General features: G+C 39.6%; 9 protein-coding genes. 5 read left to right on the top strand and 4 right to left on the bottom strand.

The features are described from left to right. Positions 1-109 precede the first annotated feature (109 nt). The 3 genes from gltB (at position 110) to PMAN_RS05215 (ending at position 7,337) form a co-directional block, all read left to right on the top strand. Entirely contained in the window at positions 110-4,567 is a 4,458-nt protein-coding gene (gltB, locus tag PMAN_RS05205) for a glutamate synthase large subunit (protein ID WP_010557607.1), read from the top strand. Between the two features lie 9 nt (positions 4,568-4,576). After that, positions 4,577-5,992 (top strand): FAD-dependent oxidoreductase, encoded by a 1,416-nt coding sequence (locus PMAN_RS05210; RefSeq protein WP_006792417.1) that lies wholly within the window; start codon positions 4,577-4,579, stop codon positions 5,990-5,992. A 322-nt stretch (positions 5,993-6,314) separates the two neighbouring features. Then, entirely contained in the window at positions 6,315-7,337 is a 1,023-nt protein-coding gene (locus tag PMAN_RS05215; protein WP_242032455.1) for a GGDEF domain-containing protein, read from the top strand. 377 nt (positions 7,338-7,714) lie between these two features. Here PMAN_RS05215 and recN read toward each other — a convergent pair whose 3' ends face one another. From recN to nadK, 3 genes are all read right to left on the bottom strand, one after another. Next, on the bottom strand, positions 7,715-9,394 hold the full coding sequence (gene recN / locus PMAN_RS05220; protein WP_010557609.1) for a DNA repair protein RecN: 1,680 nt from the start codon (positions 9,392-9,394) through the stop codon (positions 7,715-7,717). Between the two features lie 75 nt (positions 9,395-9,469). Beyond that, positions 9,470-10,027 (bottom strand): hypothetical protein, encoded by a 558-nt coding sequence (locus PMAN_RS05225; RefSeq protein WP_010557610.1) that lies wholly within the window; start codon positions 10,025-10,027, stop codon positions 9,470-9,472. A 78-nt stretch (positions 10,028-10,105) separates the two neighbouring features. Then, the gene (nadK, locus tag PMAN_RS05230) at positions 10,106-10,990 is read right to left on the bottom strand and encodes an NAD(+) kinase (protein WP_010557611.1); all 885 of its coding nucleotides are present in this window, start codon (positions 10,988-10,990) and stop codon (positions 10,106-10,108) included. Between the two features lie 175 nt (positions 10,991-11,165). Between nadK and PMAN_RS05235 the strand changes: the two genes are divergently transcribed. Together PMAN_RS05235 and grpE are read left to right on the top strand one after the other, a co-directional pair. Further along, positions 11,166-12,131, top strand: coding sequence for an HrcA family transcriptional regulator (locus PMAN_RS05235; protein WP_006792423.1), 966 nt, complete (start codon positions 11,166-11,168; stop codon positions 12,129-12,131). Positions 12,132-12,189: 58 nt separating this feature from the next. Then, on the top strand, positions 12,190-12,798 hold the full coding sequence (grpE, locus tag PMAN_RS05240) for a nucleotide exchange factor GrpE (protein ID WP_008132071.1): 609 nt from the start codon (positions 12,190-12,192) through the stop codon (positions 12,796-12,798). Between the two features lie 28 nt (positions 12,799-12,826). Here the strand turns inward: grpE and PMAN_RS05245 are convergent, their stop codons facing one another. Continuing rightward, on the bottom strand, positions 12,827-14,029 hold the full coding sequence (locus PMAN_RS05245; protein WP_010557613.1) for a Bcr/CflA family efflux MFS transporter: 1,203 nt from the start codon (positions 14,027-14,029) through the stop codon (positions 12,827-12,829). Between the last annotated feature and the right edge of the window lie 2 nt (positions 14,030-14,031).

Below are 14,031 nucleotides of genomic sequence, written 5' to 3' on the forward strand. Positions count from 1 at the left end.
TATTCAAATTACTGTTGACTCTATTTGATATAGAGGCTAGTTTTGACCGGCTGTTAGCAAATCGTCGAGCAGTTCATTAACGCTAACAGTGAAGCAAGGGGAGGGGTCTATGTTATACGACTCGAAATTAGAGAAAGAAAATTGTGGCTTTGGCTTAATTGCCCAAGTTAATGGTCAGGCTAGTCACCGGCTTATTCGTACTGCTATTACTGGGTTGGATCGTATGCAACACCGTGGCGGTATTTCTGCTGATGGTAAAACAGGCGATGGCTGTGGTTTGCTTTTGCAAAAACCGGATAGTTTTTTCCGTGCTATTGCAAGTGAGCATAATTGGCACCTTGGTAAAAACTATGCAGTAGGCATGATCTTTTTAAATTCAGATCCTGTTTTAGCACAAGCTGCAAAGGAAATTCTTAGCGAAGAATTAGAAAAAGAAACGCTAAATATTTTAGGCTGGCGCGAAGTGCCTACCGACCCATCAATGCTAGGCCCAATTGCTGTGCAGCAATTACCGGGCTTTGAGCAAATTTTTGTAAGCGCACCTGAAGGTTGGCGTTCAAAAGATTTAGAACGTCGCTTATACGTAGCGCGCCGTCGTGCTGAAAAACGTTTAGCAGACGATGAATCATTTTACATTGCAAGTTTATCTGGGTTAGTGACTATCTATAAAGGCCTTATGATGCCTGCAGATTTGCCTAATTTTTATTTAGACTTGGCAGACATCCGTATGACCAGCGCAATTTGTGTTTTTCATCAGCGCTTTTCAACAAACACACAGCCTCGTTGGCCACTTGCTCAACCTTTCCGCTATTTAGCGCACAATGGTGAAATTAACACCATTGAGGGTAACCGTCAGTGGGCTCGTGCTCGCTCGTATAAATTTTCGTCTCCACTTATTCCAGATTTACAAAGCGCAGCGCCGTTTGTTAATGAAACAGGCTCAGATTCGTCAAGCCTTGATAACATGCTAGAACTATTTTTAGCCGGTGGCATGGATTTATTCCGTGCAATGCGCATGCTTGTGCCGCCTGCATGGCAAAAAAACCGTGCTATGGATGACGATTTACGTGCATTTTATGACTTTAACTCTATGCACATGGAGCCATGGGACGGTCCTGCGGGGATTGTTATGTCAGATGGCCGCTTTGCAGCCTGTAACTTAGACCGAAATGGTCTTCGTCCTGCGCGTTATGTAATCACACAAGATGGTTTTATCACTCTTGCTTCTGAAGTGGGCATTTGGGATTACACCGCCGATGAAGTAGTTGAAAAAGGCCGAGTGGGTCCGGGTGAGCTTTTAGTAATTGATACCAAATTGGGGAAAATTTGGCACTCAGACGAAATCGACCAAGATTTAAAATCTCGCCATCCTTATAAGTCGTGGCTCGAAGAAAATGTTAAGCGCTTGACTCCCTTTGAAGAATTAAAAGAGCAAGATGCAGGCAATCGTTCATTTGACGATGAAACGTTAGCTAAATATCAAAAAATGTTTGGTTATACCAATGAAGAGTTGGATAGCGTTATTCGTGTAATGGGTGAAAACGGCCAAGAAGCAACAGGCTCAATGGGTGATGACACTCCGTTTGCAGTGTTAAGCGAAGGGCATCGTTCACTATACGATTATTTCCGTCAAAAGTTTGCACAAGTCACTAATCCGCCAATTGATCCTCTTCGCGAAAATCATGTTATGTCTTTGGCTACGTGTATTGGTAGCGAACAAAATGTGTTTAACGAAACTACAGGCCACGCCAAGCGCTTACAGTTCGATACACCTATTTTAATGTATGCAGACATGCAGCAGCTACTAAATGCAGATGAAGCGCATTACAGCTATTGTAAAATTGATATTACTTATACTGTTGAAGAAGGTTTAGAAAACGCAGTTAAACGCATTTGCGATAAAGCAAAAGAGAAAGCAGCTGCTGGCTCTATCATGCTTATTTTAACTGATCGTAATTTTGACGATGTAAACCTACCTATCCCTGCGGCTATGGCTGTAGGTGCAGTGCAAAAGTGTTTGGTTGATAACAATTTACGCTGTGAATCAAACATCATTATTGAAACGGGTAGCGTAAGAGATCCTCATCAATTTGCAGTGTTACTTGGTTTTGGCGCAACAGCTATTTACCCATACCTAGCGTATGAGTCGTTAGTCGCGATGAGTGACAGTAAAATCATCGATAAATCTTACTGCGAGGTAACCCTTGCTTATCGTAAAGCAGTAAACAAAGGCTTATACAAAATAATGTCGAAAATGGGCATTAGTACAGTCGCTTCTTACCGTTGCTCAATGTTATTTGAGGCGGTGGGTTTATCAGATGCTGTTGTTGATATGTGTTTTAAAGGTGTGGCTAGCCGCATTAAAGGTGCATGTTTTACAGACTTTGATGACGATCAACAAAGCTTACACAAGCTTGCTTTAAGTAAACGTAAGTTACTTAGCCATGGCGGTTTGTTTAAATACGTACATGGTGGTGAATACCATGCATACAACCCAGATGTGATCCAAACACTGCAGGTAGCAGTTCGCTCTGGTGAATATAGAGATTACAACGAGTATGCAAAGCTTGTTAATAATCGCCCTATTTCAACATTACGCGATATGCTGGCACTTAAATTACCAGAAAATGGAATTAGTATTGATGATGTAGAGCCTGCAGAAGCGCTTTACAAACGTTTTGACTCAGCTGCAATGAGTATTGGTGCTTTATCGCCAGAGGCTCATGAAGCACTCGCAATTGCAATGAACCGCCTGGGTGGTTGTTCAAATTCAGGTGAAGGTGGTGAAGATAAACTTCGTTACGGCACTGAGAAAAACTCACGTATTAAGCAAGTAGCTTCAGGTCGATTTGGTGTTACACCGCATTATTTACGTAGCGCAGATGTAATTCAAATTAAAGTCGCGCAGGGTGCAAAACCAGGTGAAGGCGGGCAACTTCCGGGTGAAAAAGTAACACCTTATATTGCTAAACTTCGCTATTCGGTACCTGGCGTGACGTTAATTTCACCGCCACCGCATCATGATATTTATTCTATTGAGGATCTTGCTCAGCTAATTTTCGATTTAAAGCAAGTAAATCCAAAGGCACTAGTATCAGTAAAACTAGTGTCGGAACCAGGTGTTGGCACCATAGCAACAGGTGTAGCTAAAGCATATGCTGATTTAATTACTATATCTGGCTACGACGGCGGCACAGGCGCAAGCCCGCTAACATCAGTAAAATATGCAGGCAGCCCATGGGAACTAGGTCTAGCTGAAACACAGCAAGCCCTTGTAGAAAATGGCCTTCGTCATCGTATTCGTTTGCAAACAGATGGTGGTTTAAAAACAGGTTTAGATATTATTAAAGCTGCTATTTTAGGTGCTGAAAGCTTTGGTTTTGGTACAGGCCCTATGGTGGCATTAGGGTGTAAATATCTACGTATTTGTCATCTAAATAACTGTGCAACCGGTGTTGCAACCCAAGACGAAACACTTCGTCAAAAGCATTACCATGGCTTACCTGAAATGGCGATGAACTATTTTAAGTTTATTGCACAAGAAGCGCGTGAAATCATGGCAAGCTTAGGTGTTGCAAACTTAACTGATTTAATTGGTCGTCTTGATTTACTTGAAGCAATTGAGGGCAAAACAGCCAAACAGAAAAAGATAGATTTATCTTCTGTTATTGCGCAGCCAAACAATCCAACAGGCGAAACGTTATTTTGTAGCGCGCCAAATAGCTCACATTATTTAGGCGAGCTTAACGAAAGCCTATTAGGAAAAGCGCAAGAAGCAATAGATGCTTCAAGTGGTATTTCACTTGTTAGCCGAATTTGTAATACAGACCGTTCAGTTGGTGCTATGTTATCTGGCTACATTGCTGATAAACATGGAAATCAGGGGATGGCGGCTGACCCGGTAGCAATCGAGCTCCATGGCACGGCTGGTCAATCGTTTGGTGTTTGGAACGCAGGTGGTCTTGAAATGACCCTCGTTGGTGACGCTAATGACTACGTTGGTAAAGGCATGGCTGGTGGCAAGTTAGTTATTCGTCCGCCAGTGGGTTCATCATTTGAAAGTCATAAAGCAACGATTATTGGTAATACCTGCTTATACGGTGCAACGGGCGGTAAATTGTTTGCTGCAGGTTGCGCAGGTGAGCGCTTCGCAGTTCGTAATTCAGGCGTGCAAGCAGTTGTTGAAGGCGTTGGCGATAATGGTTGTGAATACATGACCGGTGGTGTTGTGTGTGTGCTTGGTAATGTGGGTGTTAACTTTGGTGCGGGTATGACCGGTGGTTTTGCCTATGTTTTAGATGAGCGAAACGACTTTGAAAAACGCATAAACCCAGAGCTTGTTGAAGTTGTGACATTAGAAGCGTTAACGTCACACCAAGAGCATTTACGTGGATTAATTGCTGAGCATTTAGAGCTAACAGGCTCATGCAGAGCAGAAAGTATTTTAGCTAATTTTGAGCTCTACTTACCTATGTTTAAATTAGTAAAACCTAAATCAAGTGACGTAAAAAGTTTACTCGGGCACCGCGCCCGTAGTAGTGCCGAACTACGTGTTCAGGCGCAATAAGGGGGCAGTATGAGCGAAAATGTATATCAATTTATAGACGTGCAGCGTGTAGATCCACGCAAAAAGCCAATTTCGTCACGTAAAAAATCATTTGTAGAAATTTACGAACCCTTTTCAGAGAATCAGGTTAACTCTCAAGCTGATCGTTGCTTGGATTGTGGTAACCCATACTGTGAATGGAAATGTCCGGTACATAATTACATTCCACAGTGGCTTAAACTAATTCGCACAGGGCGTATATTAGAAGCTGCGGAGCTTTCTCATCGAACAAACAGCTTGCCTGAAGTATGTGGCCGTGTTTGTCCTCAAGATCGATTGTGTGAAGGCTCATGTACGCTCGATGAAGAGTTTGGCGCGGTAACGATAGGTAACATTGAAAAATATATTACCGATACCGCGTTTAAAATGGGCTGGAAGCCAGACATGTCTTACGTAACATGGACTGACAAAAAAGTAGCTATCATTGGTGCAGGGCCCGCGGGCTTGGGTTGTGCGGATATTTTAGTTCGAAATGGTGTTAAGCCTGTTGTGTTTGACCGTCACCCAGAAATTGGTGGATTACTCACATTTGGTATTCCTTCTTTCAAACTAGAGAAAGAAGTGATGCAAAAACGCCGTGAGATTTTCACTGAAATGGGCGTAGAATTTAAGCTGAATGTTGAAGTAGGTGTAGATATCACTATGGATGATATTTTAGCCGACTATGATGCAGTATTTTTGGGCGTGGGTACGTATCAGAGTATGCGTGCTGGGCTTGAAAATGAAGATGCACCGGGTGTTCACGATGCGCTGCCGTTTTTAATCGGAAACACTAACCGAGTTATGGGTTATGACGAAGCGAATCAAGCTTATATTGATATGGCGAACCAGAAGGTCGTTGTATTAGGTGGTGGTGATACTGCGATGGACTGTGTAAGAACGTCTATACGACAGGGTGCTGCAAAAGTAACGTGTGCGTACCGCCGTGATGAAGAAAATATGCCAGGCTCTAAGCGTGAAGTAAAAAATGCCAAAGAAGAAGGGGTTATATTTACATATAACGTTCAACCTAAAGGCATTGTGCTAGACGCTAACGGCCATGTTGCAGGCGTAAAAATGGTTAAAACTAAGCTGGGTGAGCCAGATGCGAATGGTCGTAGCCGCGCAGAAGAGGTCGCCGGTTCAGAGCATGTTATTGAAGCAACACAAGTAATTATGGCGTTTGGTTTCAAGCCACACAAAATGGACTGGTTAGAAAAGTATGATGTAGAAATAAACCACTGGGGCGGTATTAACGCACCAGAGCAAGGTGAATTTACACATCAAACAACTAACCCTAAAATATTTGCTGGTGGCGATATAGTGCGTGGTTCGGATTTAGTAGTAACCGCTATTTTTGAAGGCCGTAACGCAGCTGAAGGTATTATGGATTATTTAAAAGTTTAATTTAATATTTTCAGAAATCGACAATTTAAAAGCAAGCCAAGTGGCTTGCTTTTTTGTGCTTGAAACGATTTAGGTACCATTTATTTTTAACCATTTTATTTTCGATGATAATTTGGTCGTATTACCAAGCTACACTCATGAATAGTTTTAAGATTCATAAAGTTAAAATTTTCTAAAAAAGGTACTAGTATTAATTTTACATCAGTAATACTTTAATCTTGATTTAACTGTTGAAAAAGGGGAGTATTGAGTGTTACTCAGAAAAATTGGTGATAACTTTGCTGAAAATTAACTCAATAATATAAGAAAAATAGCGCTTATTATGCATGAACATTCAAATAATCCAGAAAGAAAACTAATAGTTAGATTTTTCTCATCAATAGGCTTTATAGCAACCTTGGTGATGGGCTGCATTGCATTGACCAACAGCGATTATTTTTTATTTTTTACCTTAATATGTTCTTCGCTAATTTACGCATGGGCGCTTAGTGTTTATAAAAACCTTGAAAAGTCAGCTAGTGCTATCCTATATAACCTTTATGCATTGATGATTTACCTTGTTTTAACTGGAGGCGCGCAGGGAACCGGTCCGATTTGGATATTCATAGTTTCGCCAGTCACATTTTCAATTAGAGGCTTAAAGCGCGGTATCGTTGATATTGTTTTGTTTTTATTAGCGGTTATATTAGCTTTTTATTGTGCGCATACCTTTAGTATTTATAACTATCTACCGGATCAATTTCCCTATCGAGTTATATTTTCATTTATTATTGTCGCAATGTTGAGTGGCTTTTATGAAAACTCAAGGGAAAAATACAATCAAAAAATATTAGCACTGAGTAAAAAAAATGAACTGTTGGCGACTATTGACCCTTTAACGGGGTTACCAAACAGACGCTTTACAATGAATAAGCTTAGTGAATTTAAATTAGCGCTCACGAAGGAGCAAACACCGTTTGTACTTATTTTGTGCGATGTAGACAACTTTAAAAAAGTTAACGACGAGTACGGGCATAGTTTTGGTGATGAAGCGCTCATACACTTAGCTAATATTTTAAAGCAACATATTCCTAATAATGCCGTTGCATCACGCTGGGGCGGGGAAGAGTTTTTGATTGCAATTCCTAATGTATTTAACGCAAAGGGCGTAGAAATCTCAAATAAAATACATGCCGCGCTAAAACAATTTCCGGTTAATACATCTTTTGCGAGCTTAAGCTTAACGATTAGTATGGGGGTTGTTCAATCCCATGAAAGCGATTCTATAGACATTGATATCAAGCGCGCAGATGAATTGCTTTATAAAGCTAAAGAGCAAGGTAAAAATAGGACTTGCTCAGAGTAGTTTTATTATTCCATTGAGAACGAATCAAGTGTTGATTTAACTTTAGCAATACGTCTTTTTAAACTCATGTAACAAAATACATTACACAGTATTTGGGTGAGCAAAACACATGTATAACTAAAAATTAAATTATTCGAATTACCATCCTGGTAACTCATTAAATTGTAAACACTAAGAATAAGCTGAACGAATAACGTTACATTTAAAAAGCTCATTAAGTGTTTCTTGAATTGTGTGTGTTTATATCGGCTAAATAAAGTTAACAATATACTAATTAAAACCAGTAGACAGCTTACAATAATAAGAATTAAAGCAGTATTAGTAATCATATAAAGGCCTTGCTGAAAATTGAAACCCTAGTTGGTTATTAATTAAACCTAAATTACACATGCGCTTTTTATTAACTCTTTTGCGTTTGCTTTTGCTGTTTTACTAACATTGTCGCCGCCAAGCAACCTTGCTATTTCGTCTACTCTACCATCTTTTGTTAGTGCCAGCATATTGGTAAAGGTTTCACCTTTAGCAATTTCTTTTGCTACAAAAAATTGCTGATGCGCACTACTTGCAACCTGCGGCAAATGGGTAACACAGATCACCTGAGTCGATTTACCAAGTTGCCTTAATAACTTTCCAACAGCAGAGGCTGTAGGTCCAGAAATACCTACGTCTACTTCATCAAATATCAATGTTGGTGTTGTTACTTTTTGGGCAATAATAACCTGAATGGCTAAGCTAATACGCGAAAGCTCACCACCAGACGCCACCTTAGCCAAAGGCTGAAGGGGCTGCCCTGGGTTGGTCGATACTAAAAACGAAACGCTATCATGCCCTAAAAGATTGGGGGCGCGCTCAGGATCTTCAGTAAGCGATATTTCAAATACACCATTTTCCATGGATAAATTTGCCATACTTTCGCTTATTAAGGTGTTTAAGGTATTAGCATAACTTCTGCGGCTAATACTTAGCGCTTCACTTGCTTGCTTGTAGTCAAGCAATGCATCGTTTATTTCAGAGTCAAGTTGCTCCAAACGCGAACTATTATTACTAATTGACTCGAGTTCTTTTGAAATTGACTGATGAAATTCAACTAATCCTTGCGGTTTTATATGGTGCTTACGAGCTAAGTCCATTGCGCCACTTAACCTATTTTCTATCTCTGTTAAACGGGCTGGGTCTAAATCAACTTGTTCCGTATAATTGCGAATTTCTCGGCTAGCTTCTTCTACTTGAACAGCAGCTTCTTCTAGCATTGCTGCCACACTTGCTAAGCTTTCATCATATTGTGCTAAATCTGCAAATTGTTGTGCGCTGTGCTGTAAAACAGAACACGCGCTTTGTTCTTCACCTTCATATAGGTATTGCAGCTCTTTTTGACATGACTCTAAAATGGTTTGGCTATTACTTAGCTTGTAATGTTCGACTTCAATTTGTTCAAACTCACCGTCTTGTAACGCAAACTCGTCAAGTTCTGCCACTTGGTATTCTAGTAGCTGTTTTTGAGCGGCTTGTTGTAATTGCTGTTGCTCAAGCTGTTTAAATTCTTTTTGAAGGTTGGCGAATTGTTTATAACTTTCAGTTACTTTTACAACTAAGTCTTGATGGCCAGCATATGCATCAAGTAGTTGTAATTGATGTTCAGCTTTTAAAAGGTGTTGATGAGCGTGTTGTCCATGTATAGAAATTAAATACTGGCCAAGTTCTTTGAGCTGAGATGCAGTTACTGAGCTGCCATTAATATAGCTTTTACTGCGACCATTTTTGCAAACAACGCGTCTAAGTAAGCAATCATTATCAGTACTGGTCAGAAAATGTTGCTCTAAAAAAGCCTGAGCGAGCGGGAGTGCGCTTATATCAAATTGAGCACATACTTCAGCTTTGTCTGCAGAAGGTCGTACAGCAGAGGCTTCAGCGCGCTCGCCTAAACACAATGAAAGTGCATCAATGGCAATCGATTTACCCGCGCCGGTTTCACCCGTGATCGCCGTCATGCCGTTATGCCATTCAGTGCTTAAGTTACTTACAATTGCAAAGTTTTTAATTTCTAAACCAACTAACATACTGTTTATCCATCCAGTTAATTAACTGGTAATTTATACAGTGTTTAGCTTTTTTGCAAATTAATTTTTTATTATTTAGGCAATATTAACATGTTGATTGAGTTGGTTGTTTGGGTCTTGATTTTCTGGGATGTATTCATTTTCTTCATTATCAAGGGGTTGTAGCAAGTCGTTGGTTTTAATTAATTCGATAAGGTTTGGTAACGCTTCTGAGTAAAACGTTTTGTTATACGAGATACCTTGCTGTGGAAGTTCAGACACAAAATACTGGATATTTTCTTCCAAACTTTGGCCATTGCCCGTTTGGTTCGCTTTAGTCAGTTCGTTAGATAAAGTATTGATTAATAGATCAGATACATCTTCAAGGGTTTGCAAATTTTCGTCGGTATGCTTTTGAACTACAAAAAAGTTAGAAACGATTGCTTGAATTCGAGGTGCGTATTTAGGGCGAAGAATTTTCGCTTCTACTAGCTCATTTAATTTTGACTTTAGACGGGCGCCAACTTGTGATACACGTTCGTTAAATTGCTTTTTTTGAGCTTCAATTGCTTTGCGACGATTGCTTTCTATTTTTAAGTAGGTTGCTAGAAGTGTAATTAACAGTAGCAAGGCAAAAAAAACGACATATGTCATTGCTATTTGTTCCTAAAAATTGGTGTATTATTGTTGTAATCTGCATTTTGCGCTAAAGACAACGCTTTAGCAATAAAATTAGTATAAACGACTGCCCCAATTTAATTTCGTACGTAAAACGTTGTAGTAAGAGTAGTTTTTTGGATGAATTAACCGCAATTTTTTATCTGCTTTTTTAATGACGACTTCATCACCAGGTAAAACGGCAAGCACAACGTGGCTGTCGCAGCTGACTTGCAAGCTGTCAGTATTGTCTAAACTAAGTTTTAGCCTCACTTCGTTATCGGCATCTACCACTAATGGCCTGCTTGATAACGTGTGCGGAAACATAGGCACCAAAGATATTGCATTTAGTTCAGGCGTTAATATTGGACCGCCACCAGAAAGTGAGTAAGCAGTTGATCCTGTTGGCGTAGATACAATTAGCCCATCAGAGCGCTGAGAGAATACAAAGTCGCTATTTATAAATGCCTCAAACTCAATCATATGAGCCACTTTATCTGCATGTAATACGGCTTCGTTTACCGCTAAATTGGCACTTTTTAGTTCATTGTGACGATAAACTTCTACTTCCAATAAAAAGCGATTTTCTTCAATATACTCACCACTTAAAACATGCTCTAGGCTAGCTTCAAAACCTTCAGGGTTTAAGTCGGTTAAAAAACCAAGGTTACCTCGGTTAACGCCAATTACAGCAATGTTAAAACGAGCAAGCACGCGCGCAGCTCCTAACATATTTCCGTCACCGCCAACCACAATTGCAAGGTCGGCTTGCTCTCCTAAATCAACCAGTTTAACAAGGTTTTCTTTGGGTACATCGACTAACTGTCCGCCAGTGCGCTTTTCAACAATCACTTCAAAACCAAGTGCCAGTAGAAATGTATGCAAACGCTGCAAAGTGGCAGCCGCTTTTGGGTGGTTTGGTTTGCCAATAAGGCCAATAGTATTGAAAGGAGAGTTCATAATCTGCACACTAAAAATTTTGATGTTTGTAGAGTAACTCAAAAGCAAAGTGTTTGAAAATACAGATTTTACCTAAATGAGTATGATTCAATTTAGTTTAAAATAAATTTGTTTTATATTGTTCAACAAAGGGGAAATGACTTGAAATAGCAGCAAATGCCCCGATATACCTTTCATGCAACAAGATGTAGATATCATGAAATTAAATCCGCGCGATCAGCAAATATTTTCAGCTGTAATGAACATGTACTGTAACGGTGAGGGATTGCCCGTTCCATCAACAAAAATTGCCAAGCTAAAAAGCATGGCTGTGTGTTCAGCAACCGTTCGTAATGCAATGGCCCGTCTTGAAAAAGTAGGTTTATTGTATTCCCCCCACACTTCTGCAGGACGAGTACCTACAGATGAAGGGTTTAATTATTGGTTTGATGAGTTTTTTCCATTATCAGATATTGCTAGTTACTGGGAGCCAGAGCAAGCACAGCTAGTTGAATTGGCACATGGCTTGAGTCAAAAGTATCAGGTATGCTGTTGTGTTGGTTTACCGCAAGTAAGCTCACAGCATGTATTTAGGGTTGAAGTACTTGATTTTGATTCTACCGATTGGCTTATTTTATTGATAGATCGAGCAGGCCAAAGCCATAATATTTGCATTGATAAACCACATGATGCTTCAGATACGGTTCGTTACCAGTTTGCAACGTGGTTAAATACAGTATTTAGTCAACAAACATTGATGGAAGGCTTGTATAGAATGCAAGCAATGGCAAACACAGCGCCTAAAAACTGTCATGATTCACTTACTCAATGGACACGGCAGTTAAGTCAAAAGTTAGGTTCAGATAATAGTATTGTTGTGGGTGAAAACTACCTTTATAAAAAAATAAATTGTGAGCAAAGCCTAAATATAGGCGTGTCATTTCTAAATTTTGTTGAAGATGCACTGGCATTTAAAAATGGTGTTTCGGTGATCAGCGGTAAAAAACTTCCGTTTAGTGAATGTAACGATCTAATAACCATCAGCGTTCCTTACTTTCAAAACCAAGAATACCAAAGCCGCTTTTGTATAATCTGCCCAAAATCAGCGCAAATAGAACAAATAATCCAAGAATTTAAATTAATTGAGTCATCGAACTCTTGAATCTTTTTATTCAATCCCCATAATTACCGCAATTGAAAAGAATTGGAGCATGTATTTTATGTCTGAGCAGACACAAAACCCAGAGCAAGAAGTAGAACTAAACGAAGAAATTGAACAAATGCAAGCAGATGTAGAAGCAGCCGTGGATGCCGCTGAACAACATGCAGAAGAACAAAGCCCTGAAGCTGAAATTGCGATGCTTTACGCAGAGCTAGAAGCTGCTAAGCAAACTATTGCAGACCAAAAAGACGGTGTGATCCGTGCCGCTGCTGACGTTGACAACATTCGCCGTCGTGCTGCACAAGATGTAGAAAAAGCACACAAATTTGCACTTGAAAAGTTTGCTAACGAATTACTTCCTGTGATTGATAATCTTGAGCGCGCTATTGAGTTTTCTGATAAAGAAAACGAAACGTTAAAACCGTTGCTTGAAGGTATTGATATGACGGTTAAAAGCTTTAACGATGCTGTTGCTAAATTCGGTGTTGAAATTGTTAACCCACAAGGCGAGCAATTTAACCCAGAGTTCCATCAAGCTATGTCAATTCAGCCAAGCAACGATGTAACACCAAACACTGTGCTTGCTGTTATGCAAAAAGGCTACACATTAAATGGACGTTTATTACGCCCGGCAATGGTTATGGTTTCAAAAGCGGCTGACGCTTAATTTAGCCGTTTAACACTTTAAAAATGCCTCAAATTGAGGCATTTTTTTTGTCTTTTTTAAAATGAATTATTTGCACTAATATCGTCAGTAGTACCGCGCTAAACATGAGGCTAGAAAACGGCACAGAGCTTTGAGCATGCATAACAGCAAGAATGGGGCCTACCAAGGCACCGCTGCCAAACCTAAGCGTACCAATAACGGCAGTAGCCGTGCCGGTGTTTTTTTCAAACTTCATGAGTATTAACGAATCTGCATTACTGGCAGTGACCCCTAAACTCATCATTAATGGTGCAATTGCTGCCACTATATAATAAAGCGATAAATGTAAAATACTAAAAGTTAAAAGGCAAAATCCTGAAATAAAACCGCATACCAATCCAATATATAACATTTTGCGTGAACCAATACGCGGCACAATTCGTGTGTTTAAAAAGTTACCAAACATTAATGCCATCACATTAAAGGCAAATAATATCCCAAACAGTTGCTCCGACACTTTGTATAAGTCTAAATAAATAAAAGGTACTGAGGTTAAAAAGCAAAAAAAGCCAAACGATACAAACATTGAGCTTAAAATATCGGCGCGTGCATCGGTATTACTCAAAACAGTTTTATAACTATCAAAAAATAAGGCTAACCCTTTTTTTTCGCTGGTATGAATAGGTATATCAATTAAATATACTTGCACAAACACAAGTATTATAAAGCTGTAAGCTGCTAATACTAAAAATATTGTAGACCAAACAGAAAGCCCTAAAATAAAAGAGCCTACAGACGGTGCTATTAATGGTGCAACCATCATGATCATCGATACATACGACATACCTTTAGCCGTATTTTGCTGATAAATATGCCTAATGATTCCTGGCACGACCACCGTAGCAGCAGCACCAGTGAACGCTTGTATTGCCCTTAGTGTCCAAAAAGTATGAATTTCTGTTGTGAATGCTAACGCAGTAGAGGTTAAACCAAATAATGTTAAACCAATTTTAGCCAGTTTCCGGCGGCCAATTTGATCCGCTATAGGGCCAAAAAATAACATGCCCAATGAGTAACCTGCTAAATAAATACTTAGCGATATTTGTACATTTGGCATACTTGTTTGTAAATTGTTCGCAATAACCAACATTGCGGGCAAATACATATCAATTGCAAGGGGTGTAATAGCGACAATACTTGCCAATAAAGGTAATAAAATACGGGTATTAAAAGACGTAGACGAGGCGCCCATAC

The organism is Pseudoalteromonas marina (assembly GCF_000238335.3).
Lineage (GTDB): Bacteria > Pseudomonadota > Gammaproteobacteria > Enterobacterales > Alteromonadaceae > Pseudoalteromonas > Pseudoalteromonas marina.

Excerpts from the sequence above, each read along its gene's own strand:
- gltB (WP_010557607.1), top strand. The coding sequence starts at position 110 with ATGTTATACGACTCGAAATTAGAGAAAGAAAATTGTGGCTTTGGCTTA.
- PMAN_RS05210 (WP_006792417.1), top strand. The coding sequence starts at position 4,577 with ATGAGCGAAAATGTATATCAATTTATAGACGTGCAGCGTGTAGATCCA.
- PMAN_RS05215 (WP_242032455.1), top strand. The coding sequence starts at position 6,315 with ATGCATGAACATTCAAATAATCCAGAAAGAAAACTAATAGTTAGATTT.
- recN (WP_010557609.1), bottom strand. The coding sequence starts at position 9,394 with ATGTTAGTTGGTTTAGAAATTAAAAACTTTGCAATTGTAAGTAACTTA.
- PMAN_RS05225 (WP_010557610.1), bottom strand. The coding sequence starts at position 10,027 with ATGACATATGTCGTTTTTTTTGCCTTGCTACTGTTAATTACACTTCTA.
- nadK (WP_010557611.1), bottom strand. The coding sequence starts at position 10,990 with ATGAACTCTCCTTTCAATACTATTGGCCTTATTGGCAAACCAAACCAC.
- PMAN_RS05235 (WP_006792423.1), top strand. The coding sequence starts at position 11,166 with ATGCAACAAGATGTAGATATCATGAAATTAAATCCGCGCGATCAGCAA.
- grpE (WP_008132071.1), top strand. The coding sequence starts at position 12,190 with ATGTCTGAGCAGACACAAAACCCAGAGCAAGAAGTAGAACTAAACGAA.
- PMAN_RS05245 (WP_010557613.1), bottom strand. The coding sequence starts at position 14,029 with ATGGGCGCCTCGTCTACGTCTTTTAATACCCGTATTTTATTACCTTTA.